The sequence below is a fragment of the Paenibacillus sp. UMB7766-LJ446 genome (assembly GCF_030226665.1).
Classification (GTDB): Bacteria; Bacillota; Bacilli; order Paenibacillales; family Paenibacillaceae; genus Paenibacillus; species Paenibacillus vandeheii.
Genome location: NZ_JASOYM010000006.1, coordinates 266171 through 291890 on the forward strand (window position 1 = coordinate 266171; position 25720 = coordinate 291890).

The window sequence follows — 25720 nt, forward strand, 5'->3', positions numbered from 1 at the left end:
TCTACCATAGACTGGTCTCACTTAATCGGCGGCTGAGCCAGTTGGCCGTGTAGATGAAGATCAGACTGATGACTCCCATGAACAAATCAATGGACGCACCATAGCTGAAATTCCCCTGTACCATGCCCACCCTGTAAACATACGTGCTGATAATATCCGCCGTATCGTAGATCGCCGGATTCTGCATCAGGAAGACCTTCTCGAAGCCAATCTCCAGCACTTTGCCGATATTTAGAATCAGCGTGATGACGATGGCAGGAGATATACCGGGCAGCGTGACATGCCAGATTTTTCGTAATCGGCTTGCTCCGTCCATATCCGCCGCTTCGTACAACTGAGGATCGATGGCCGTCAGCGCAGCCAGATAAATAATGGTCTCCCAGCCGATATGCTGCCAGATCTCCGACAGGACATAGATGCCTCGGAACAGCCCGGGTTCATTCATGAAATTGATCGGTCCGATGCCGATCCCAGCCAGCAAATTGTTAATCAGCCCTCCGGTTGGGGAGAGGAACATAATCACCATACTCGCCACGATTACATTCGAGATGAAATGCGGCAGATAGCTGACCGTCTGTACAAAACGCTTGAATGCCGCCCTGCGCACCTCATTGAGCAAAATGGCCAGTAGGATTGGTGCCGGGAAGCCAAACACCAGCTTATACAGTCCCAGCAGAAACGTATTCTTCATCAGCGGCCAAAAATCGGGATTCTCCAGAAACATCCGGTAATATTTGAATCCCACCCAATCGCTGGCCCATATTCCTTTAAAGAGATTGTAATCCTTGAACGTGATGACCAGACCAAACATCGGCGCATAGCGGAAGATCAAATAATACAAGAGGCATGGCAGGAAGAGCAGCCATAGCGCCTTGTTCCTGTTCCAGGTTCTGATCAAACGCGATTTTCGCCGAGGCGGCCGGTGCGCTTTCTTTTGCAGTGTACGTTGCGTTACGCCAGCATCAGCCATCGGCATGCCCCCTCTTGCTTAGATGATTGTAATCGACTCACATGTCAGATAACTTACCCTGGTGATTCCGGGTTGGTCTCCGAATTATAGCTGCAATCCTTTAGAAAGCGCTATCTACATGTTATATAACTTTTCGCCTTTACACCTTTTTTCCAGATATCTGCGTATAATTCAGTAAAAGTGTATATTGTTTGTGTCAGCTTTATGCCGCTATGATAGGACTAAATCACTCGATCCGGGGCTGTACTACAAGGGGGAATGTCATAATGAAGGGACTGCTTACAAGCAAATTTGCGCTGAATGGACTGTTTGTCAAGCTAATGCTGAGCTTCCTCAGTGTCATCCTAATTTTGGCTTCATTTAACCTGTTCTCCCATCTGTACTTAAGCAACAAAGTATATCAGGAGATGGTCAGACAAAATGAATTGGGCCTTGCTCAGACCGTTGAAGGGTATGAGAATCACTTTCGACTGACCCAAAATATGATTCTGGCCCTCACTCAATCGGATACCTGGACAGCCAACCTAGGCATTTTGAGCCACATTAAGGAAAACCGCCGTTACGATATTCCCGCTGAGGTCAAGTCGGACCTCTCCACGCTGTATGCCAATCCTTTTTTGCATATCGACAATTTCATTCTTTATTTCAAGCAAGAAGACTATGTCCTGGAAAAGGAAGGACTTAGCAGTGCCAGCGATATGTTCGGTAAATATTATTATAGTAAAGAATATCCGCCGGATTACTGGAAAACTCAAACGATGAACAACCAGTTCCTGAAAGTGATGCCTGCCGCAGCTTTTACGGAAAACACTCTTCATTCCTCCCGCTCCCTCGGTCAACTGATGCCAATCATGATGAAAGCCATTCCTTACGAGGATGTGTACGGCATTGTTATGCTGAATCCACAGCGTATGCAGGACACGTATGGCGATGCCGGCAATAATCCGTTCTACATTCTGGACAATGAGGGACGCCTGCTGTTCACTACAATGGAGGGGGAGATGCTGAATACGCAGCTACCCGCAGATGGAAGCAAACATGAACGTATCGGCGATCAGTATTACTTCTATGAAAAAGGTAAGCAAACCGGGTTTACCTATGTCCGGGTTACCCAAGCCGCAGTGATTGCCGCGGAAATGCGAGGTATGCAGCTACTGTTGGCTGTCCTGCTCGGCGCTGCTATACTGATTAGCCTGCTTTCCTCCCTGTTTTTCAGCTTACGATTAAACCAGCCGCTCCAGCGCCTTATTGCCGCTCTGGACCGAAATTCGGACAGCGGGCCTGATAAATGGAGCAGTGTAAAAGAATTCGCCATGATCGGCGACCGTCTGAGCTCCATTCTGGAGAATAACCGTTTCATTCAAAGCGATCTTGCGCAGAAGAACTCTCTCGTACGCCAGTACGCTTATATCCATAAAGTAAAAAATATCCCGCTCAGCTCCTATCTGGCGGAGCTTGAGGATGCCCAGCAATCCGAGCAGCCCTATGTCTCCATTCTGTTCAAGGTGGGCTTCAAATCCCAGCCGGATGAATTCGGGCAGCATACCCTGTTATTGTGGAAGCTGATTCAGAGCCTGTTCACCAGCAGCAAAACCAATAGCGTTGCCATTCAGCCCGAGCAGGACCAACTGCTTCTGCTGCTGTTCGATCCTGGTCCGCAGAGCGGTATTTTGCAGGCGCTGGATACACTGAAGGAGTTGCTGGCTGTCGAAGAAACGCTCTATCTGACGATCGCGGTAAGTCCGGTTTATTCCGGGGAGATTCCGTTTACCGATGCGTACAGCAATCTGTCCATGCTGTTGAAAGAACGAAGGCTGAACGGGGAGACACAGGTTATTGTAGAGCCACGTGCTTCTTCTTCGAATGCCTTCCATGTGAAGGTATCCTATGGGGAGGATCTGCACAACCTCTTGCAATCTGGCAATGATGAGGCCGTATTCGCTTGGCTGGATCGCCAGCTGGAACAACTGCAGCACAAGGATGCAGCCGCAGAAGACTTCCGCACCTTTGCAATCGGCGCCGTAGAACAAATTGGCAAGACGGTGATGAAGCTGAATCTAACGCACATCGAATCAGAGCTTCGCTCTTCTTCTCCGAGAGAGTTATTTGATGGTTTCCATTCCATGCAGCAATATAGAGAATGGCTTCAGACTCAAGCTCAACCTGTACTGGAGGCAGTACGCAGCCAGCTGGAAACGCGTGATCCGGTTATCAGCTTTGTGCTGGACTACCTGGATCATCATTATGGGGAAGATATTAATTTGAATATTGTCGCCGACAAGTTGAATTTAACATCGGGGTACCTCTCCAGTATTTTCAAGGAAAAGACGAACATCAACTTCAGCGAATATCTGAACAATCTGCGGGTTGAGCGGGCCAAGGAACTGCTTGTGAATGTGGATCTGCGAATTCAGGACATTGCGACACAGGTCGGTTATCAAAATGTAAACTCGTTTATCCGCATGTTCAAGCGTCGGTACGGGCTGACCCCCGGAGAATACCGCAAGCGTCATGCGGGTGATGAGCCATTCATCTCCTCCAGCCATGGCTAACCAGGCGTTAGAGGGCAAGAGCCGAAGATTGTAAATACACCAACGCCCGCTCGGAAGCGGGCCTTGGTGTTTTGTTTACATTAGAATTTTGGCTTAAGTACAGATAACAGATGCAAACAGCTTCAAAGCGCATTTCGCGCTTACTTATCACCTGAAAACTTTGCTATAATACCTCCAAGTGTTATTCCCCAAGGGGTTATAAGGATGGAGGATAAATCATCATGAAGTTTGCTAAACGTATGGAACACTTTAGTGAAGGGATTTTTACCCGTTTGCTGGAAATCAAGCGCAAGCGGCTGGAGAACGGAGACGCGGTCATCGATCTAAGTGTTGGCACACCCAATATTCCCCCGGCCCAGCATATCATGACGGCTTTGTGCGAGGCAGCAGCAGATGCTTCAAACTATACATATGCTGTAAATGATCAGAGTGAATTGCTGCAAGCGGTCAGTGAATGGTACAAGCGCCGTTACCAGGTTGAACTGAACCCGAAAACCCAAATATGCTCCTTGCTTGGATCACAGGAAGGACTTGCGCATATCTCTTTAGCCATCGTGGATGAAGGAGATCTGGTTCTGGTACCCGATCCTTGTTATCCCGTCTTTGCCGATGGACCTCTTCTCGCAGGAGCCGAGCTGTATTATATGCCCCAAAAAGAAGAACACGGATATGTCATTCAACTTCAGGACATACCGGAGCATATTGCTCGCAAAGCAAAATTCATGCTTGTATCCTATCCCAACAATCCCACGACAGCGATGGCACCCGAGCAGTTCTATCTGGATCTGATTGAGTTTGCCAAGAAATATGACATTATCATTCTCCATGACAATGCATACAGCGAGCTGGTGTTCGATGAAAAAACATGCGGAAGTTTCCTTGCTTATCCCGGCGCGCTGGATGTTGGCATTGAATTCAACTCGTTATCCAAAACCTATGGATTGGCCGGGGCACGGATCGGCTTTTGTGTAGGGAACCCGGATATCGTATCCGTGCTTAAGAAGTTGAAATCCAACATGGATTACGGCATGTTTCTGCCGATTCAGAAGGCAGCCATTGCTGCAATTACAGGGGATCAGAGCCAAATTGAGCAGGTCAGAGATACCTATGAGGAGCGTAGAGACGTGCTGTGCGATGGCTTCACCAACCTCGGTTGGCCTATCGCCAAACCCGAAGCCACCATGTTCATCTGGAGTCGGATTCCAGACCACTACGATACTTCAGAACAGTTTGCCATGGATCTGGTTACCCAAGCCGGGGTAATCGTAACGCCCGGGAGTGCTTTCGGCCCTTCGGGTGAAGGATATGTAAGACTTGCTTTGGTTCAGGATAAAGAGACATTGCAGCAAGCGATCCTATCCGTAGACAACAGTGGAATTCTAAGAAAAACAACTCATGTATAACATGAAATAAAGCTCTCATACGAAAATATCCCCTCAAGGTAATCAGTGAATAAAGAGAACATGTCTACATGAACTCAACACTGATAACCAGAGGGGATTTTACTATTTAGGATCGAATATTTAGGCCGATTTGCGCCAGTTGGAACGGTACATTAAATAGAGGAAATACGGCGTTCCAATGATCGCAATCAACAACCCGGATGGAATCTCGGTTGGTGCCATAACCGTCCTCCCGATCGTATCCGCCAGCACCAGCATCACTGCACCGACCAATGCTGACAGAAACATCGACCGTCTTAACTTGTTTCCCGTCAACAGGCGGACCATATGTGGAGCGATTAGCCCGATAAAACCAACCGTTCCCACACAGGCCACTGCACCTGCGGCGAGCAGAACACCAACCGTCATAGCCAACAGACGCGTCCGGCGAACATTCAAGCCAAGCCCCGAAGCACTGTTATCGTCAAATACCAACAGTTCGAATCTTCGTGCCAGCCACCACGCAAGCGGGATCAAAATCAACAGGAACACCCCAATGATCTTCACTTGATCCCACGTGCGTGCATAGGTACTTCCTGTCAGCCAGATAAAGCCGCTACTGCCGTATACAGCGCCGCGAACGATGAGAACCTGAATGCCTGCGCCTGCAATCGCAGACATGGCAATACCCAGTAATACAACTGCAGAAGGATTCAGTCCCTTCTTCCAGGACAAGGAGAATACGATTGCTGCGGCGATCCCTGCACCAACAATCGCTGCAATGGGTAGCAAGAACACCGGAAGACCCGGCCACAGGATGATGACCATCATCGCACCCAGTCCTGCGCCTGACGACACGCCTACGATGGACGCATCAGCCAGCGGGTTGCGAACGGCCATCTGAATAAGCACACCGCTAATCGCCAGCGCAGCACCTGCACCAGCGGCGACAAGCGTACGCGGAATGCGAAGCTGAATAATGGCAGAAAATAGCCCATCCGATTGAAACAGGCTTGGCAGAAGATCAGCCATAGGAATGCGCATTCCGCCAAACATCGTACTGAGCAGAACCAATGCTAACGTTAGTACAGCAAAGATCACAGCGATAGGGCCGAATGCCCAGCGACGTGAACGTGCTCCTGTGCTCATTGAGGTAGACATGCCTGATCCATTCGCTGCTTTCATGCGTGTAAGTACAAGCCAGATCAGCCATGGTGCACCAATGATCGCCATCACGGCTCCTGTCGGCAACTCCATACTGGAGTTATGAACCATCTTGGCAAGTACATCTGCACCTACCAGCAGTGCTGCACCCCATAAGAAAACACCTGGCAGCAGTAATCGGTTGGAACGAATTCCACTCAATCGAACCAGATGAGGTGCCACCAGTCCCACGAAGCCAATCGGTCCAATTACACTGACAATCACCGCAGCCAGTAACACAGCAATAATTAATCCAGTGGCACGCGCCATGCCTACTTTTTGTCCTAGTGAGGAAGCAGTTGATTCATCCAGTTCCAGCATATCCCACTGACGGGATAACACCAGGGCAACGATCGTAATTCCAACAACCCAAGGCCATGCGTACACCACACCGCTCCAGTCATTTTGAACGAGCGTTCCGGAGCCCCACAGAAATAATGCCTGAGTCTCCTGAGAGAAGAAAATATGCAGCGCGCTTGTAAAAGAACCAAGCACCATCGAAACAATCATGCCGGACAACGCAAGTCGTACCGGGCTAGACGTTCTTCCCCCGCCCATGAAGTACGCTGCGGCAGCTGCCAGTAATCCACCGAGTACGGCGAAAAGGAAAGGCGATTGGTGCATCAAGCCTGGGAAAAAAATCGTTCCCAACACCACGACAAAATAGGCCCCCGCATTAATGCCGAGTGTGTCGGACGCCGCAAGCGGATTGCGTGTAATGGTCTGTAACAACGAACCAGCAACAGCAAGCGCCCCTCCAGCGAGTATACCGATTACCGTACGCGGCATGCGCAGATCCCAGATCATATTATGTTCCAGTGTATCCTGCCTGCCCGTAAGTGAGTCCACAACCGTATGGAGTTGAATTGAAGCTTCACCATAACACAGACTTACAAAAAAAAGCACGATGAGAGCGGTTAGACCGCCCCCATAAATGCTTATTGTGCGCCAGTTAAACACTGGTCGGGAATGTTGGATCGAACTCATTGGATAATCGCCCCGACAACCCCATCAACCAGAGCTTTGGACGAGATAGGTCCACCGAACGTCCAGGTTGTACTATCCAGTTGATAGGTGCGTTTATCTTTGACAAAATTCAGTCCTTTCCATACCGAATTGTCTTTCATCGCTGTGCCAAAAACGTCATCGTCCGGCTGTGTGATGTAGATAAAGTTACTGTCTTGAACAGCAGGCAGGGATTCAATACCTACCGTTGAAAAACCATACCCCTCGATCTTGTCCGGCTGCCAATCGTTAATCAATCCAACCTTCGCCAATGTGCCAATAACGACAGCGTTATCGGTAAACATACGAAGACTTGCTGCATTTTGATACGTAAATGCTTGTGTCAGTACATAATGGAACTCCGATTTATCCGCAGCAGCAAGTTTATCTTTGGCTTCTGCATAATGCTGATCGAGTTCATCAAGCACCTTCTTCGCTTGGTCTTCTTTGCCAAGAGCCACCGCGATATTATTAAACGTTTCCGTCATTTTGTCATAAGTATAGCCATCACCCGTATACAGGTCATATTCAAGCGTTGGTGCAATGGCATTGAGCTGATCATAGATATTCGAATTGGAATTGGCGATAATCAGATCTGGCTTCAAAGCTGCAATCGCCTCCAAATTTGGCTCGTCACGTGTTCCAACATCCGTCACCGTGTCATCCAAAGCTGCTTCGGGAGTCACATAGACTTTATAGTTGGCGTTGTCCGCACTACCTACTGGCTGAACACCCAGTGCAACTACATCTTCCGTATATGTCCATTCCAGCGTAACAACTCTCTTAGCTGGTTTGTCCAGCTTGAGCTCACCACCACTATGCTTAACTGTAACTGGACCTGCGGTCTCTTCAGTCGGTGTGCTGCCGGAAGAAACATTTTCATTTGTATCTGTTGTGCTGTTGGCCTTACCGCAACCTGTCAGAGCAAGTGCCAGAACCGTCAGCAATAAAAATCCGTTTAATCTTTTTTTCATATCCTAATTCTCCCCTATTTATATGTATTTATATGATAACAATTATCATTATCACTAATGGATTATCCCGTAGGAATGCCATTTTGTCAATTCAAAATTAAAAGAACCCGCATTCAAGGCGGGCTCTCTTAACACTTGTTAGTCTAATACTTGATCAGTTTATTTCAGGATGTGCAGTCCGAATGTCATCCAGGGTATGGTCGGTTATTCCTTTGAGATGCTGATCAAAGAAGCTCAGCGACAGTTCATTAATAAGCTTGAAATTGACTGCTACATCGGAGCCTGCTTCATTAATGATTGGAGATACGCCAGCCAGATCGGTATAGCTCCCGTGATTGGTTTTGGGAATAGTGGCCGTATATGCACCCGGTTTCTGAATGGTTTGATTACGAAGATAAGCTTCGTCAAAATCGCCGTGGATCAATTCATCCAGAACAAAGGAGACATCCTGTTCCCAACTATGGATACGTTCGCTACAACACGTAGCCTATTTTTCCACTGCATCAAACAACTGCATAAATACGCATTTTCACATTTTAACTCAACTGCATCGTTGTGATGCACGTATTATCTTCTTCATATGTAGATAGCTGGGTCTCTGCCACCTTTCCATCATGGACCACACGAATAAGATATGACCTATCCCTGGGTAACCAGAAATCCATAAAACCGTTGGAGCCGGACTTTATCTCAGCATCCTTCATGAGCGTATTCCCTTCGGAGTCATGGATCGTCACTATGAACTTCTTATTTTCCATTTCGCCCTGACAACCGGTCAGGCTATGAATTGCACATGGATGGGTCTGCTCCACGTAGGGCGCAATGGAAAGGAAAAATTCATTTTCAGGCAAGTCGTAGGTTGTCGTTTGGTTGCCTTTATCCGTGACAATTAACTGGGTGGCATTAATGGAGGCCGATTCGGGTGTCTCCTTGCGTGTACTGATATCTTCAACCATTTTTTTGACATTGGGTGCTTCGGCGTTACCTGCTTCTTCCTTCCCTCCATTGCTTGCAATCAGATAAGCTCCCAACACAATTACAATCACTAAGCCGGCAATGACCCACATTTGTTTTTTCATCTGGAGTTCATCTCCTCGTCCGTTTTGATTTATTATAATGGAGAACGAACCATCATGGACTGAAAGCGCATGGAATTCACCATAAATTCACATATTTGTATGATTCCTTCGCAGCATGTTTTTTTTAAACATTGAAAGGCTCATTCTGCGTATTGGTGAGTTTATAAGCCAGTCATGACTGTTCCTATACAATCCTATATAATATATATAAATTCTGGAAATCAACCCGAACAAATTAAATCCATTATACATGTCTTACCCATTTTAGCTTGAGGAGCGGGAGGAACATTCATTGAAGTGGCACCGAGTAGTTAAAGAAAAACCAAATGTTAAAGATTGCATCGACTGGAACGGGTTTGTACCTAAACATATCGCAATTATGATGGATGGTAATGGCCGTTGGGCGACAAGAAGAGGGTTACCTCGAAGTGCCGGACACTATGCAGGAATGCAGACGATGCGGGAAACGATAAGCATGTGCCATAAAAACGGAATCGCCTCTCTCACGCTGTACGCCTTCTCTACGGAAAACTGGAAAAGGCCCAAGGAAGAGGTCGATTACATCATTAGTCTGGTGGTCGAATTTGTACAGGATACAACGGTCCAGGAGCTGAATCAGAATAATATCAAAGTTAATTTTATTGGTGATATCTCCAAATTCCCAGAAGAAACCCAGGAAGCGATGCGCAAAGTGGTAGAACTAACTCAAACCAACAGCGGGATGGCTGTTTATTTTGCGATGAATTATGGAGGAAAGAACGATATTGTACAAGCCATCAAAACGTACATTGAGGAAAACAAAGAAGAAAACAACGAAACCTCGGAAATCTCCGAGGCGGAATTCGAAAGGTTTTTGTATACCGGACTAAATCCTGCCCCCGATCTGCTGATCCGAACAAGTGGGGAGAAACGGTTAAGCAATTTTCTATTATGGCAAGCCGCGTATTCCGAGCTCTGGTTTACGGATGTGATGTGGCCTGATTTCAACGAACAGTTGTTATATGAATCCATTCTGGATTATCAGCAGCGCAAACTAAGAGCTTTGGACGATGTCATACAGTAATACCAACTTTACCAACTTTGTTCCTGCCGATCCTCAGCTTAAATGAGCTTTTAACCAGGGATGAATAATGGGGAGAACGGTACTTGGCTGCATCGCTTTGGTGTGATCCATATCCGCTCCCTTAATGATTTCGACGGTCCAACCGAAGTTTTCAAGAATGGTTTTATTCTTTTGCAGCCGTCCAGCGATATCCACCGTCACACTGCCGAATTTCTCACCGTATACAATCGTATCCCTCTCCCCTGCAAAAGCCAATCTGGGAATCTTCAACTGAGTTTGAATATGTTGGTCATCAAAATCAATTAAATCTTGATACAAGGTCGCAAATTGTTTCGTTTGAGCCGGATCAATTTTTAAATCCATATTGTCCCAATCGACCTCATCCGGGCTCAATTCTTCTGTTTTGTTTAGAGCTTCTGCTGAGTGTATATCTCCCGATTCTTCATGCTGCTTCAATGCTCCCTCATATGTCTTTGTGGTAACTACTCGCATTTCCTCATACGGGCCCTCGTAAGGCGGGAACCCTCCCATAATGAGACTTTCCATCCGCTCGGTCCGAAGGGCGAGCTGCAACCCGACGAGAGCCAGCCAGGAGTATCCATAATAACTAAATCGATTCACATTCATCTGATCTGCAATTCGTAACAAATCCTGAGCTATATATTCGGGCGTAAAATGTTCCGGATGGGGATGTGCCATGTAGTGGCCTTCATAATCAAAATGCAGAATCTGAAATTCATCCGAAAGTCCAGCGATAAACTTTGCACCCAATTCAGGATCAACACCCCACAACCTCAGGGTTTCCGCTTCTTGTCCGGTCACGGATTTTTTGGCTATGGGCAGCATAATGACGCGACGATCTTGCGCTCCCGTCAGACCCGCTTCAAGCTGTGAGCCATTTAACAATGTAATTATTTTCTTCAATTGAACCAGTCCTTTACAGTTGATATCCTCAGTGTATAACATTGATGCAATCTTTCGGTTTTCATTATAAGATGTGGATAAAATATAGACTTGGTTCGTTATATGTTAGTGTAGCACTTGAAGGTTTTACTTGAGTATGAGGAGCAGAAGCAGATGAACCCTACGTATACACCTGGGCAAATTGCCACTAGGCTGGAGGTCAGTACGACAACACTTCGACGCTATGAAAAGGAAAACCTGATCCCTGACGTTCCACGAACCCTAAGCAATCACAGGTACTACACCCCTGTTCATCTTCAGGCGTTCGTTGCCATTCGTTCATTATTGAAAGGATACGAGATTCCCGTTGTATATGAGGTCATGAGACAAGTAAAACAGGGCGATACAATTGATGCTCTCTGGCTGATGAACCACCAGCTGTACAACAGCCAACTGGAGAAGCAACGAATGGAAGACATATGGAAGATGGTACAACAAGTGGATTTTGCAGACGATTCAAAGGTTAAATCTACGGAGGCCATAACGATTGGTAAAGCGGCTGATATTGCCGGGGTCAACACTTCTGCGATCAGGCATTGGGAAACCGAAGGCTTAATTCGCTCGGAAAGAGACCCTCTGAATGGGTACCGAATGTATACCCGAGCAGAATTAAGAAAGATATTAGTCATTAGCAGCTTAAGAAAATCAGTCTACTACATTGAGCATATGAAAGAATTATTAAATACCGTCGGCACGCAGGATTACTCACAGATTAATAAAGCCTTCCAGATTGCACTGCAAAAGCTGAACACCCAACTAGCCCTGCAATTTGCAGGAGTGAAGGAACTCATGACATATATTGATTTGTATCAAGAACCACAGGGTTAACTTATGGTTAGTTGAGCATGGAAGTTTTATTAAAAAAAGCCCGACTCATGTTCGAGAAATTCTCGACACGGGCCGGGCTCCTTACTTATTTTCCCGTTCTGCACATGTTTATTCACAAAGTAGAAATAGCTTTGTTTTTCTCGAAGAAACGGGCATTATGGGAAGATACCCCAGCCATATCGGAAGCGCTAGGTTCCATATACAATTTCGCACTGTTTACCGCCAGTACTGCATCGTTGAAGGCACCAGCAATCAGCCGAACCTTACTGCCATAGGTGATGAAATCACCGGCGCCGAATATACCTGGCTGACTCGTGCACATTCGCGGATCAACCGAGATACCGTAATCTTCACGTTCGAGTCCCCAGTGGACCAGGTTACCGAAATCGCGATCGTATCCATGACTGACTACCACTTCATCCACTTCAATTGGCAGGATTTCCCCGTTGTCTACATGCACGAGGTCAACACGGCCTATTTTATCTCCTGAACCATATAAGCGAGAGATGCTGTAAGGGGTCAAGACTTGGGCAAAAGCTTTCATCTGGGCAACCGGCAGCTCATGTGCCGTAAATTCATGTCGTCTGTGAACCACAATGACTTCCTGCGCCAATCCCTCCATTTCATTCGCCCAATCTATCGCAGAATCCCCGCCTCCGGAGATCAGCACACGCTTATCCTTGAATCTCGACAGATCGGTAATGGTATAGTGAAGATTCGTCAGCTCATACCGATTGGAACCCTCGATATCCAGCTTCTGAACCTGCGTCATGCCTCTACCTGCACATAATAAGATAGTCCGTGTATAATGACGCTCACCCGTCTTCGAAGTAAGCACGAATATATCGTCCTCACCTCGTTCCATCTGATCAATTTCCTGGCCGAACACAATTGTTGGGTCAAAGGTTCTTGCCTGTCTTTCCAGATAATCAATCAATTTCTCACAACGAACCGGATCAACCCCGCCCACATCCCAGACCAGCTTCTCCGGGTACGTACGCATAAATCCACCCAATTCCTCTTTGGCTTCAATAATTTTGGTACGCATTGCTCTCATCCCGCTGTAAAATGCAGCATACATTCCTGCAGGTCCACCACCAACAATCGTTATATCGTAAATATCCAATGGCTGCTTCGCTCCAGTATTCATCTAGGGCACCAACTTTCCAACGACATAATCCAATAACTTGGCCGATCCGATAGGGCCTACACCTGTTACAAAATCACTCGTTTTCAGCGGAAAGACATGATTGTCTTTGACCGCATTCAGACTTGCCCATACTTTGCTTGCTTTCAGGTTATCCATAGATTCTTTCGTATCATAGCCTTTCAGTGTTCTGTCTTCTAGAAAAATATAATCCGGATTCATTTCAGGCAAAAATTCCAGGGAAAACTGGCTAAACCAGTCTGTAGAGTCTTTGATGACTTCTGGACTGTTCAGACCCAAAATATCATAGAAAAAGACACTGCTGCTTCCTCCTTTGGGGCCCATGAAACGATATCGATTGTGCTCCACTCGAAGGACCAGCACAGTTTTGTCGCCGATGGCCTGAGCAATTTTCTGCTGTGCCTGCTTCGCCTTCTCATCAAACTCTGCCAGCACTTTGACAGATTCCTCTGTTTTGTCAAATAGGGTAGCCAGCTTCGGCATCGCTTGCTTCATTTCACTGTTGGATTCCAGAGCCACCGTTGGAGCAATTTTGGTCAATTCGTCATATGCTCCCTTATCCATACCTTCGCCTACGGTAATAATCATATCCGGTGACAACGCAAGCAATTGTTCATAATTATATTGATATTGTTCTGCTTCTATCATTTGCACGCCGTGTTCTTCAAAATAAGAAGCACGATATTCCCGTTCAACCTCCGGAACGAATATAACCATTTGCGGTATCACACCCATCTCAATGAGATACTCGGCATAGATCGAATCGAAGACTAGCATATTCTGGGGATGTGCAGGAATCGTCACTTCACCGAACTGATCCCGAACAACCTTCGTTTCATTGCTCCCTCTATCTTCAGTTGAAGCTCCTGCTTCCTTATTGGAAGTACCGGAACAGGCTGAAAGTACCAAACTTAACACCAACAGCACCATTCCAAAACTCTTAAACCTTCGTGACATGATCTACTCGCCCCTTATGTAATATTGATAATGATTATTATTATCGAATACTAGCAAATAGGAAGAGATCCTTCCATAGGAGATGGTGCGTATTCAGTTGGATTATTGTGCTCTACAATACATTGGTGACCAGACTATTCACAATTTCATTCAAAATCATTTTGTGTCCGATAATTCCGCGACCATCCACCCACAGGCGAGTATCCACGAGAAATACTCTGTTGTTTTTTACAGCCTCCAAGTCATTCCATTGAGAGTTCTCCACTAACTTCTTCATATTTTCTTCAGCACTAAAGTGCTGCATGACCCGTTTCTCAACAAACAGGTAATCTGGATTAGCTTTGGCCAATAAGTCGAGTGAGCAAGGATTAAACCACCCCTCCCCTGCTTGCAGCGGCTGTGGCAAAGTTAATTGGAGCTGTTCATACAGCACATGGGATACCCCATTAGAGTGACCACCCATGTATCGATAACCAAACGGTTCTACCCTCAGTACCATCACAGTGGAGGAAGATTGGACAAGATGCTGCAGTTGTCGCTGTGCTGCGTTCACTTCCAATTGAAGCTGCAAATGAAGTTCATAGGCTGTATCTTCACGGTGAAACAAACCGGCTAGTTGATGGAGCAGGGTCTCCACATCGTTATTTAGACCCGTTAAGATGGGTGCAATGGTGCGCAGTCTTTGCTTGATCTCTTCTGTCCATACGTTTCCTATAATCCATTCAGGCTGAACTTGCCGAATCCGTTCCACATCCAGCTCATATTGCGGGACTTCCAGCATCTTCACCTGATGCAATTCAAATAATTCATACTGATGTTCAGGCAAAAGCAAGGGTGTCACTATAACGGCATGTGGAATAACCCCCAAGTGAATCAACACTTCCCCACAAAGCGGGGAAAGACATACGATTTTACGCAGGGGCAACGTTTGTCTATAATTTCTCGGGGAAACGCCTGTTAGCTGTTTGAAACGACGACTGAAATAATGAGCATCCTCGAATCCGGTCTTCTTGGCAATGTCCTGAGAGGTCGCCGTTGTTAACAACAGCTCCTCTTGAGCACGATAGATTCGGTAATGAGCCAGGTAATCCAGAGGTGGCTTTCCATATCGCTCACTGAATTTGCGGGAATAATGCCAGGGAGTGATGCCTGCGATCTCAGCCAATTGCTTTCGTGTGATGACCTGGTCATAATGCTGCTGCATGTAATCCACAGAGCGGAGAATACCTTGCTCAACGGTCGACTGCTCTTCCGGCTGCTCACGATATACATGTTGCAGCAATTCATATATCAGATACTGATTTCCAACCCGGGTGGCATTCCAATCAGGAGAACTGTGTTCACTCCATTGCTGACTGAGAATCGCCAGCGTGCCACCGGTTAATTGTACTTTTTGATACGTATCTCCTGACGGTACATGCCATTGATATTTCTCCATTTCACCTCGGTCAGGAAACATCGCATATGTATCAAACTGAATATGCCATCCGGCCAAATCCAGATTGCCACCCTCAATCACTTCAATCACAGAGTTTTCTTGCACAGCAATCAACTCTCCATAAGATACCTGAACCCTTTGACTATTAATATTCCAGATCGCTTTCCCATCGAGGATGAGCAGCAAGGCATGACTTGAAAAGTGATGCAGCTTGCCCGCAGTCATCCATTGGTCTGTCAGTGGCTTGGTTGACTTCCATTGTGCCACCCAATCTATGTTGTTGGACATATTGTAATCCTTTCTGTGGCTGAAGAATCCATAGTTTTAAGTGTTACTACATCAAAAATATATTTAATTGAAGTCGTGTTATTAACTCTACAATACCCGAAAATCCGCACCATCAGGTACGGGCTTTTCTTAATTTATACGTGTTTCCGTTCTTTTCCTAACATCCAGTAGGTGAACACACCGTATCCCCACTATAGTTTAAACCACATCTATAAAACGAAATTTGTCCCACAACGTAATCAGTATAACCGTGTCATTCGGCAACGAAGTAGCTGTAATATACAATGCGCAATCATAGCAAACGAATGAGATTCACCAGACGCGGAGATTCTACCTATGGAGTTCATAAATTTGATGAAGTTTTACTGATTCTTAGACGCCTGCAAGGTTATATACACAAAGAAATCTAATATCCGAAATCTATGATCCAAGGAGCTGGTCATTTGCAACATTACAGACACAGTGCAGAGGAGACACTTCAGGACGTTCAGAGTTCCACGGACGGGCTCACCACCTCCGAAGCTGCAAAAAGACTTGAGACGGAAGGCTATAACGAGTTAAAAGGAAAAGCTGCAACCCCCATCTGGAAGCTATTTATTGAAAATTTTAAAGATCCCATGGTTATCGTGCTTCTCATTGCAGCGGCTGTCCAGATTGTACTCGGACACCTGATTGAATCGCTGATTATCTTTCTCGTCATTCTGTTAAATGCCGTCATTAGTGTCGTACAGACCAAAAAAGCCGAAAGCTCGCTTGATGCACTGCGGCAAATGTCTGCACCCGAAGCCAAGGTCATTCGTGATGGTCAGAAAAAGACGATTCCGGCCAGGGAACTCGTTCCCGGCGATATTGTCCTGCTCGATGCGGGAGATTACGTGCCTGCAGATGGACGCATATTGGAATCAGGAAGTCTCCGAATCAATGAAGGCATGCTGACCGGAGAATCCGAAGCAGCGGAGAAACATGCGCATGCCATTCCCGAGGAAGCACCGATCGGGGACCGTCGAAACATGGCATTTAGTGGTTCACTGGTCGTGTATGGTCGTGGCATGCTCGTTATTACAGGCACCGCACTGAAAACGGAAATCGGCAAAATAGCCGAATTAATTGAAAATGCCGAAGCCAAAGAAACACCGTTACAACGCAAATTGGAATCGTTCAGCAAAAAGCTGGGCTTTTTCATCCTGGGCCTATCGATTATCATTTTCGCCATCGAAGCAGGTCGTGTCTGGTTAACGGAAGGAACCGAAAATATCGGGCCATCCATTGTGAATGCCCTAATGTTCGCAGTTGCCGTAGCCGTGGCAGCCATACCTGAAGCCCTTTCCTCCATTGTAACGATCGTATTATCTCTCGGAACGAATAAAATGGCCAAGCAGCACGCCATTATCAGACGTCTTCCTGCCGTGGAAGCTTTGGGTTCTGCCAGCATTATCTGTACCGACAAAACAGGAACCCTTACCCAAAACAAAATGACCGTGGTGGACTATTATATCCCCCATGGTACGAAAGACCAATTCCCCGATGATCCCAAACAGTGGTCTGCAGAGGAACGGCGCTTGTTACATATTGCAGTGCTCTGCAATGATTCTAATATTAACCAGGAAGGCAAGGAACTCGGTGATCCCACAGAGGTGGCGCTGATTGCCTTCAGTAACCGGGTGAACAAGGATTACAATGAAATTCGTGACCAGTTTCCGCGTGAAGCCGAGCTTCCTTTTGACTCGGATCGGAAATTGATGAGTACGGTGCATACGTTTGAGGGACAGACCGCTTTGCTGACAAAAGGTGGCCCGGACGTCCTGTTCAGTCGCTGTAGTCATGTTTTCATAAACGGTGAAGTTCAACCGTTAACGCCTGAGATTCGAACGCAGTTTGAAGAGAAGAACGAAGCGTTCTCCAAACGTGCCTTCCGTGTGCTGGCTTACGCCTACAAAAAGTTTGATGACAAAAATCAGGTCACGGTAGAGGACGAATATGATTTAACACTCGTTGGTCTGACGGCCATGATCGATCCACCGCGTGAAGCGGTATATGGTTCCATCGAAGAGTCCAAGAAGGCGGGCATTCGCACCATTATGATCACCGGCGACCACAAAACAACAGCCCAAGCGATCGGTATTGATATCGGACTTGCTGGCCCGGACGACCTGGCCCTTACCGGAGCGGAGCTCGACAAACTGTCGGATGAAGAACTCGACCAGCAGCTCGAACATATCTCGGTGTACGCACGTGTATCTCCTGAAAATAAAATCCGCATCGTGCGTGCGTGGCAGCGCAAAGGCAAGATTGCAGCCATGACCGGAGATGGGGTCAACGATGCACCTGCATTGAAACAGGCCGACATCGGCGTAGCGATGGGCAGCGGGACGGATGTCGCCAAAGATGCGGCAGCCATGATTTTGACGGATGATAACTTTGTGTCCATCGTGAATGCAGTCAGTGTGGGACGTATGGTATTTGATAATATCAAAAAAGCTATTGCGTACCTGTTTGCAGGAAACCTCGGGGCGATTATCGCCATTTTGTTTGCACTTGTGGTCGGTTGGGTGAACCCTTTTACAGCGCTGCAACTGCTCTTTATCAATCTGGTGAATGACTCGCTGCCAGCCATTGCACTCGGTACCGAAAAAGCTGAACCGGATGTCATGCGACGCAAACCGCGAGATATTAACGAAGGCATCTTTGCCGGCGGAACGTTACAGGCCGTCATTACTCGCGGCGTCCTGATCGGGGTGGCGGTCATCGTTTCCCAATATATCGGACTTGGAATCTCGGAGGAAATAAGCGTGGCCATGGCCTTTACAACCTTGATTCTGGCACGGAGTTTGCAAACTTTTGCAGCCCGCTCCAATACACAGACGATTTTCCAGGTCGGCTTCACCACCAACAAATTAGTTCTTGGTTCCATCCTGGTTTGTCTCTGCCTTTACGCAATCACGCTGATCCCGGGTGTACGTGGCATCTTTGCCATCCCGGCTGCGTTTGGCTGGAATGAGTTCCTGATCGCAGGAGGACTCGCTCTCGCCGCCGTCATTCTGATGGATGTCATCAAATGGATTCGCAATCGAGGGAAACAAGCCACTGCTTCATAAGAAAAATAGATCAGCATACCAAGACAGGCGGCCCTTGAAGTGGCGCCTGTTTTTGGCTATCACTTGAAATATTTTGGTTAAAATCATTCTCAGACTAATCACGATACAAGTGTTAAGTAACAATATAAGCCGATATTATTTTTATGACATTATTGCCATATGATATGATTAAGCGTAAAATATAATATTGAATTTCAATAATTATTGAATGAATAGACAGGAATGGTCACGTGAAAGATAAAATTGTTATGCCCCTCTGGACTTGCTGCCTGTTCATCGTTGTGATGAATACCACCATGTTTAACGTCTCTTTACCTGTTATTATCCATGATCTTCAGATTACATCTGATCTCGGATCCTGGGTCATCTCAAGCTACTCCATTGGTTACGCCTTGTCGACGGTGATTTACAGTCGATTATCTGACCGTATCCCGGTGCGCAAACTGCTGACGGTGGGATTGATGATCCTGGGCTTATCTTCATTATTCGGATTATTTGCGCATAGCTTTGCGATCCTTTTGCTGACACGTATTCTGCAATCTGCGGGTGCTGGAGTCATGGCCGGGCTTGGGCTTGTCATCGCAAGCCGTTACATTCCGCTGGAGCGCCGCGGAGCTGCCATTGCCCTTATTTCATCAGGCAGTGCCATGGCATTTGGGCTTGGGCCCATTGTGGGTGGACTCATTAGTGAGTACTGGGGCTGGAATGGACTTTTCGCTATTACGGTGCTTGTCCTGTTTGCACTGCCCGTACTGCTCTATTTTCTCCCGCGTGAAACGCCCAAGCCGGAGAATCCATTTGATATGATCGGTGCAGCATTAACCGTGATTAATGCAACTACCCTTCTGGTTGCCATCACTCAGCAGTCATGGTTATGGCTGTCCATCGGTGTCATTTCACTTATTGTGCACATCGTGTATATCCGCAGGGCAAGCCTGCCTTTTGTGAATCCACATGTATTCCGAACACCCGGGTTTACCCGGCTACTGATCATCGGCTTCTGCGTTCTGGTCGTAAATCTGGGCAATCTGTTCCTGATGCCGCTAGTGCTCGCTGATCTGTTTGGACGTTCGTCACTGGCTATTGGTCTGCTGATTGCTCCTGGAGCCATCGTCTCGGCATTCTGTACCCGTTTCGTAGGTCGGTGGATTGACCGTTATGGCAATATGCGTTTTCTAATGATCGGACACATTTTGCTTGCCGGAGTGTTAGCTCTGTTTATGCTGGGACTGAATCAGTCTGCTTTGATCATCACCGGAGGATATCTCTTTTTCTCCCCCGCACTCTCCGCCTCCATAGCTTCCCTGAATAACGAAGCGTCTCGGGTGCTGCCCAAAGCGCAAATCGGCTCCGGTATGGGCTTGTTACAGCTGATCCAGTTTTTTGGCGGTTCCGTATCTGTGGCTGTCTGTGGGCTGCTGCTGCATAGCATTCCGGGTGTTCCAGTAGAGGAAGCTTATCATGTTGTATATGGATGTCTGCTTTTAGTCTGTCTGATCTCGCTAGTCATCGTGGTCTGGCATAACAAAGCTGCACGATCGACTTCTGCGGTTACGATGACTGAGACTGGATAGGCTGTAAGTTAGAATGTATTCTATATCATTCAATCAAAACATTCATGTATTCGATTAAGTAAAAGGCCCGCGAATAGCGCGAGCCTTTTGTCGTTCACGAGGATATTCAAACGGTGAATCACTCAACTGGATCACTCGGTCTGGCTTTTAAACAAGCTATGAATGCATTGAAATTGGCAGCGATCTCTCGTACATTTTCCTCCAGCAGTTGCTGGGCTTCCTCCGGCGTCTCTGATTCGCTCTCGGCATCTTCACGTACCATCGCTTCTTCATGGTCCATAACCAGTACGGCAGGAGATTCTGAATTCTTTCGGTAATCCAATAAGTAGTTGTTGCCGCTGCTGACACTCCAAGCAAACGGAATAATCCGGCGTGGATCGGGATTCACGTCGTCTACCAGATTGATGTTATTCGCAATGAATAGATCATCGAGAACAGAGAAACGAATTTCCCAATCGATGACCTCTCCATTTTCAATCATATCAAATGCTTTACCTCCAGACTCCCGTTGAAACTCCAGATATTCATGCGGAAACAAAATGCCGTAATGCTTCTGAATGTTATCGATATTCAAGTTATTCATACACCCCCTCCGTACAGTCCTGTCATAGCACATCATTTCCCACCCAATGCTGACTTCCAGGCTTCTTCCACAGCTACAGGAGCTTTGCTGCTGCTCTCACCGCTGCCCTCTTCCGTCCAAAGCGGTGGATAATACGCGAATACTTGTCCTATCTGAAGCTGTACTATGTCGTTCTGCCAACCCTTCCAGCGAAAGGTCTGGTAATACTGCTCCAGATCACCATTAGCTAACCAGTTGATGAAGCCCGAATAAGCCAGTTCCGTCGATTCCCATTCCAGCGTGTCAGGGGCAAAATAGTATACATGTCCTGTACGGCCATACTTACCCATATCCATTCCGAAAAATCCACCCGCAGCATCATAAGCGACGACCATCATGCCTTCCAGTGCGGGTACACAAGGCTTGTCAGCCACACCATTCCAACTGGTCAGACTCCCAAAGATTTGGTCACCTCCCGATCCAAGCAACGTAATCCAGCCATCATCCAGCACAATGCCCGCTGTCTCATAGGCAACAGCCCCCAAATAGGATTTAGTGCTTACTTGTAGGCGATAAAGCGCGTCCTCTCCGACCTCTCGCTGTGCAGGAACATAGATGTATTTATTTTGTCCATGGTCCAACAGTTCCTTGAGTTCCTCCCAAGCATGATTCTCCCGATCCACTAATTCATTTGCAGTTAATTTATGCATAATTATTGCTCCCTTCAGCCTACTTTACATTCTGCTTGCTCCCCCCCTATGGATTTATCCATTCCCGTTCAAAAATACCATTCCACATCTTAATCCTCCATTCTTCCACTCATGCTAGTTTTCTATGAACATATCACGCCCCTATTCCTCCATTCAAATCTGTTATAATCGAAATTCAACGCTACTTATAAGGGGAGGAAACACTTTTGCTTCGTACAGTCACACAATACGTTCTGGCCCTGATTCTAATGCTTCTCGCAACAGGTTGTCAGGATGAGGGCTCTTCCATGCCTTCACCAGATTCGGTTCAAACACCCGCCACCAAAGAAATTTATTACATAGCACCCGATGGAAACGACCAGAATACAGGAACCATTAAAGAACCCTGGAGAACGCTACAGCATGCTGCAGATCATGCCAATCCAGGCAGTATCGTTTATTTACGGGAAGGGGTATATCATCAAAAGGTGAAAATAACCCGGAGCGGAAATGCCTCCGGCAATCCCACCCTGTTCTCCAGTTATCCACAGGAGAAAGTCATCATTGATGGTGAAGGTCTGTCTGTACGCGGCCTGGAGGGTTTGATTGAAGTCGAAAATGCCAGCTTTATTACGATTCAAAATCTCGAAATCCGCAACTTTACAACCTCTCTTCGGGGTCAAGTGCCTACTGGCATCTATATTCACGGAGCCGGGGAACACATTCAAGTCCTGGGCAACACCGTTCATTCCATTGTAAATGATGCCAACCCTTCAGGACCGGATTTGCAGGGTAGAGATGCCCATGGAATTGCAATCTATGGTACGGAGCATCCCCAAGCCTTGCGGGACATTATGATCAAGGATAATGAACTGTATGATCTCATGCTCGGTTCAAGTGAGTCACTTGCAGTCAACGGGAATGTGGATACGTTTGCCATCTTGGACAACACCATTCATGACAGCGACAACATTGGTATTGATCTGATCGGTTATGAAGGTACATCCGAGGATGACACGTATGATCAGGCGCGAAACGGCATTGTACGAGGAAACGAAATCTATAATATTTCTTCCAATCTCAATCCGTCCTATGGAACGAACCTCCCCAATGACAGCAATTCTGCCGGGGGAATCTATGTAGATGGAGGCAAAAATCATATCATTGACCATAATCGGGTATACCGCAACGATATCGGGATCGAGATTGCTTCGGAGCACGCCGGACGTTCAACGAGCAACATTACGTTGCAGGATAATCTCATTTTTCATAACAGGCTGACAGGTATCGCCATGGGCGGCTATGATGAGGAACGCGGTTCTACCGTGGACAGTACGATTATGTACAATACAATAGTTGATAACGACCTGCTGGATGCTGGCAATGGGCAACTGTTCATGCAAGCCCAAACGAAGAACAATACGTTCAAGCGGAACATTCTCGTATCGAATAGCTCTGACGTGCTCATTTACAATGAATACACCAGTAATTCGGGGAATGTGTTTGATCATAACGTGTACTACTCCCCTGCACCACAAGAAGATGCGATATGGATCTGGAAAAACAGGGAGTATACCGGCTTCACCTCCTACGTCGAGGGATCAGGAAATGATGCTCATTCATTGTATGTGAATCCGAAGTTTATGGATGACGCCAACGAAGACTTCACTCTCCAAGCCAGTTCCCCTGCCAAGGGATATGGATTTATGAGCCACGAGTAACCGGAAAGAGTGACCAGGATAATGCCGGTAAAGTGATTCTACGATTCGTTGTTAAAATACGTTTTAATAGGCTGAGGCATGGCGGAAAAAATTAATTCCCCCAATTCGGCGGGGGATTCCCTCATGCCGTTTTCAAGCCAGTCTTTGGTGACATTGACTCCTCCGTAGGCATTAAACTGGATCGCAAAAGCAATATCCTGTGGCAATGAGGCAAGACCCAATTTTTTCTGGATATGCTTGGTATGGCACTCGACCGTATATTGAAAAATAATATTATAGAATGATAAATGTGTATCGTCGTCAAATACTTTTTTGAAATAGAGATAGTCCTCTTTAATAAACGCTACAATTCTTCCGGCCACGCGCCCCCAAGGCTCCTTCTCTATATATTGATTGATGATTTTATCCGCTTTGTCACTATAGATCCAGGCAATCAGATCGTACTTGCTCGAAAAATGATAATAGAACATCTGTCTGCTTACCTGACAATGATCCGTGATGTTGGTGACAGTAATGGATTGAATCGGGTTCCGTTTGGCCAAATCAATCAGGGATTCAGCCAGGAGTTCTTTGGGCGTGATTTTTCTAAGCATAGGTATCTCCCTCCTGAGGTTCTAACGCTGCTATGGTGTCTTGGCCATTCTCTTTACATATCGACGTATTTGTACAGTTTTTTTACACTCTACTGAAACAGTCTATTATGATTTGAGATTCTTTAATTTATACTTTGATGTGAAAGGGGAGTGGAATATATGGATTCCAAAACGATCAAAAATGTAACCGTTAACGCGTCAATGGATACTGCAAATGAAGACGCCCGCAAAAACATGGATGTCATTATAGAATTTTTCTCGCTGTATCTGGGTGATACCGACCAATTTTATTCACTGTGGGTTGAGGAAAACCCGGCTGTGATTACACCGTTTGTTACAGCAGATGTCGCCGTCCTGCACAATGCTGTTCAAGAAGGCTGGGACGCTGTTAAAAGCTTCTTCAATCCGATTTTCACTGATATGAAAGGTACATTCGAATGGACGATTGACGAGTTTATAGTCGGCGAAAATCCGGATACCATTGTTACCAAAACACGGAGCAACATCGACATCACTGCCAACGGACCCTGGGGTAACAACAAAAAAATCAAGTATAACGGCATTTACGTGCAAATCTTCAAATTTGAACACAACAAGATCAAGTCATTTGAAGAATACTACGATACCGCTTTGCTGAATAAACAGTATTCCTAAAAGGAAGCTGACCCAAGTTCATCCTGAAGCAAATAAGAAAACGCTCAACCACATCTGTGGTTGAGCGTTTCGTTCATGTATCGACGGAATTATTCCACGTCATCCGTTATTTTTTCGACCAGCCTGCGCAAGCCGTGATTTGTTTCATTCAATTGATCGATCACATTCATAAACTCTGTGACCAGCTTCGCCTGCTCTTGCGAAGAAACTGAAATCTGGGCAATCTCTTGCTCCATGCTCAATACGGATTTTTTTACAGCGTCAAGCGACTGCTCAATCCGTCCGGTAGCTTCTTTGGTCCCCGTGGACATTTTACGAATTTCGGTGGCGACCACCCCGAATCCTGCCCCGGCCTCACCGACCCGCGCTGCTTCAATTGCAGCATTCAAGCCAAGCAGGTTGGTCTGCTCCGAAATCTCTTTAATGTATAGAACGACCTCATTAACGTTTCCGGAATCCTCAACGGCCCGTTTCGTATTACTCAAGATTTCTTCCGAAGTCGCACTCAATTCCTCGGAATGAGCAGCAACGTGCTGAATGCCCTCAATCAGTCGGCCGGTAACTTCGTCAGCCTGATTCATCAGCTTTTTCAATTGATCCTGCGTATCCATACTGTATGTAATGCAAATCACTGCTTCTATTTCATTTTGCTCGTTCTTGATGGGATGGAAATAAGAATCCGCAGCGATACCGAATAGTTCGGCCGGATAATGCTCCCTTGTTTTCGACTCATTCTGTAACATCTTAAAATCCCTGTGGATATCCGGGAGCGGATCTCCTGCCTTGAAATCATATTTCAAGGCATTCCCAGATTGGAAAAACAAAAACTTCTCCCTGTCCATTACCGAGATGGATACATCCTGACGTGCAGCTTCCCGAATGAACGGCATTGCAGCCAAAACAGCCTCAACCTGATTCATAATGATGTGCTCACTTCCTCTAATTTGGATAATAGCATTAAA

The 25720-nt window shown here is 46.5% G+C and carries 21 protein-coding genes; 8 read left to right on the top strand and 13 right to left on the bottom strand.

Going from position 1 to position 25720, the window contains the following annotated elements; genetic code table 11:
• Position 1: 1 nt before the first annotated feature.
• Positions 2-970, bottom strand: a complete 969-nt coding sequence (locus tag QP794_RS17310; protein ID WP_285078217.1) for an ABC transporter permease — start codon at positions 968-970, stop codon at positions 2-4.
• Positions 971-1236: 266 nt separating this feature from the next.
• Here QP794_RS17310 and QP794_RS17315 point away from each other — a divergent pair, with 266 nt between their 5' ends.
• Together QP794_RS17315 and QP794_RS17320 are read left to right on the top strand one after the other, a co-directional pair.
• Complete coding sequence (locus QP794_RS17315) at positions 1237-3522, top strand: helix-turn-helix domain-containing protein (RefSeq protein WP_285078218.1); 2286 nt, start codon at positions 1237-1239, stop codon at positions 3520-3522.
• 221 nt (positions 3523-3743) lie between these two features.
• Positions 3744-4925: an aminotransferase class I/II-fold pyridoxal phosphate-dependent enzyme gene (locus QP794_RS17320; protein WP_285078219.1), complete on the top strand. Its 1182-nt coding sequence runs from the start codon at positions 3744-3746 to the stop codon at positions 4923-4925.
• A 120-nt stretch (positions 4926-5045) separates the two neighbouring features.
• Here QP794_RS17320 and QP794_RS17325 read toward each other — a convergent pair whose 3' ends face one another.
• The 4 genes from QP794_RS17325 to QP794_RS17340 all read right to left on the bottom strand — a co-directional run bounded on the left by QP794_RS17325 (position 5046) and on the right by QP794_RS17340 (position 9165).
• A complete protein-coding gene (locus QP794_RS17325) occupies positions 5046-7094 on the bottom strand; it encodes an iron ABC transporter permease (protein WP_285078220.1) in 2049 nt (682 codons plus the stop codon).
• Entirely contained in the window at positions 7091-8086 is a 996-nt protein-coding gene (locus QP794_RS17330) for an ABC transporter substrate-binding protein (protein ID WP_285078221.1), read from the bottom strand. Before QP794_RS17330 ends, QP794_RS17325 begins: the two co-directional genes overlap by 4 nt.
• Before the next feature lie 154 nt (positions 8087-8240).
• Positions 8241-8510 (bottom strand): hypothetical protein, encoded by a 270-nt coding sequence (locus QP794_RS17335; protein WP_285078222.1) that lies wholly within the window; start codon positions 8508-8510, stop codon positions 8241-8243.
• Between the two features lie 112 nt (positions 8511-8622).
• Entirely contained in the window at positions 8623-9165 is a 543-nt protein-coding gene (locus tag QP794_RS17340; protein ID WP_285078223.1) for a CueP family metal-binding protein, read from the bottom strand.
• Between the two features lie 292 nt (positions 9166-9457).
• On the opposite strand from QP794_RS17340, the gene QP794_RS17345 reads away from it, so the two are divergent.
• Positions 9458-10228: an undecaprenyl pyrophosphate synthase gene (locus QP794_RS17345; RefSeq protein WP_285078224.1), complete on the top strand. Its 771-nt coding sequence runs from the start codon at positions 9458-9460 to the stop codon at positions 10226-10228.
• Positions 10229-10261: 33 nt separating this feature from the next.
• On the opposite strand, the gene QP794_RS17350 is transcribed toward QP794_RS17345, so the two are convergent.
• Positions 10262-11152: an alpha/beta fold hydrolase gene (locus QP794_RS17350; protein WP_285078225.1), complete on the bottom strand. Its 891-nt coding sequence runs from the start codon at positions 11150-11152 to the stop codon at positions 10262-10264.
• A gap of 153 nt (positions 11153-11305) precedes the next feature.
• On the opposite strand from QP794_RS17350, the gene QP794_RS17355 reads away from it, so the two are divergent.
• On the top strand, positions 11306-12019 hold the full coding sequence (locus tag QP794_RS17355; protein WP_285078226.1) for a MerR family transcriptional regulator: 714 nt from the start codon (positions 11306-11308) through the stop codon (positions 12017-12019).
• Between the two features lie 112 nt (positions 12020-12131).
• Here QP794_RS17355 and QP794_RS17360 read toward each other — a convergent pair whose 3' ends face one another.
• The 3 genes from QP794_RS17360 to QP794_RS17370 form a co-directional block, all read right to left on the bottom strand.
• Positions 12132-13169, bottom strand: a complete 1038-nt coding sequence (locus QP794_RS17360) for an NAD(P)/FAD-dependent oxidoreductase (RefSeq protein ID WP_285078227.1) — start codon at positions 13167-13169, stop codon at positions 12132-12134.
• Positions 13170-14144, bottom strand: a complete 975-nt coding sequence (locus tag QP794_RS17365; protein ID WP_285078228.1) for an ABC transporter substrate-binding protein — start codon at positions 14142-14144, stop codon at positions 13170-13172.
• Positions 14145-14256: 112 nt separating this feature from the next.
• Positions 14257-15870, bottom strand: a complete 1614-nt coding sequence (locus QP794_RS17370; RefSeq protein WP_285078229.1) for a helix-turn-helix domain-containing protein — start codon at positions 15868-15870, stop codon at positions 14257-14259.
• Positions 15871-16313: 443 nt separating this feature from the next.
• Between QP794_RS17370 and QP794_RS17375 the strand changes: the two genes are divergently transcribed.
• Positions 16314-18965, top strand: coding sequence for a cation-translocating P-type ATPase (locus QP794_RS17375; protein ID WP_285078230.1), 2652 nt, complete (start codon positions 16314-16316; stop codon positions 18963-18965).
• A gap of 230 nt (positions 18966-19195) precedes the next feature.
• A complete protein-coding gene (locus QP794_RS17380) occupies positions 19196-20539 on the top strand; it encodes an MFS transporter (protein ID WP_285078231.1) in 1344 nt (447 codons plus the stop codon).
• A 118-nt stretch (positions 20540-20657) separates the two neighbouring features.
• Here QP794_RS17380 and QP794_RS17385 read toward each other — a convergent pair whose 3' ends face one another.
• Positions 20658-21122 carry an SMI1/KNR4 family protein gene (locus QP794_RS17385; RefSeq protein WP_285078232.1) on the bottom strand — a complete coding sequence of 155 codons (465 nt, stop codon included), beginning with the start codon at positions 21120-21122 and terminating at the stop codon, positions 20658-20660.
• Positions 21123-21154: 32 nt separating this feature from the next.
• Positions 21155-21811 carry a DUF2625 family protein gene (locus tag QP794_RS17390; RefSeq protein WP_285078233.1) on the bottom strand — a complete coding sequence of 219 codons (657 nt, stop codon included), beginning with the start codon at positions 21809-21811 and terminating at the stop codon, positions 21155-21157.
• A gap of 206 nt (positions 21812-22017) precedes the next feature.
• Between QP794_RS17390 and QP794_RS17395 the strand changes: the two genes are divergently transcribed.
• Complete coding sequence (locus QP794_RS17395; protein ID WP_285078234.1) at positions 22018-23511, top strand: right-handed parallel beta-helix repeat-containing protein; 1494 nt, start codon at positions 22018-22020, stop codon at positions 23509-23511.
• Positions 23512-23549: 38 nt separating this feature from the next.
• Here the strand turns inward: QP794_RS17395 and QP794_RS17400 are convergent, their stop codons facing one another.
• A complete protein-coding gene (locus QP794_RS17400) occupies positions 23550-24104 on the bottom strand; it encodes a TetR/AcrR family transcriptional regulator C-terminal domain-containing protein (RefSeq protein ID WP_285078235.1) in 555 nt (184 codons plus the stop codon).
• 159 nt (positions 24105-24263) lie between these two features.
• Here QP794_RS17400 and QP794_RS17405 point away from each other — a divergent pair, with 159 nt between their 5' ends.
• Positions 24264-24758 (top strand): nuclear transport factor 2 family protein, encoded by a 495-nt coding sequence (locus tag QP794_RS17405; RefSeq protein WP_285078236.1) that lies wholly within the window; start codon positions 24264-24266, stop codon positions 24756-24758.
• An 89-nt stretch (positions 24759-24847) separates the two neighbouring features.
• Here QP794_RS17405 and QP794_RS17410 read toward each other — a convergent pair whose 3' ends face one another.
• On the bottom strand, positions 24848-25678 hold the full coding sequence (locus tag QP794_RS17410; protein WP_094936838.1) for a methyl-accepting chemotaxis protein: 831 nt from the start codon (positions 25676-25678) through the stop codon (positions 24848-24850).
• Positions 25679-25720 lie beyond the last annotated feature (42 nt).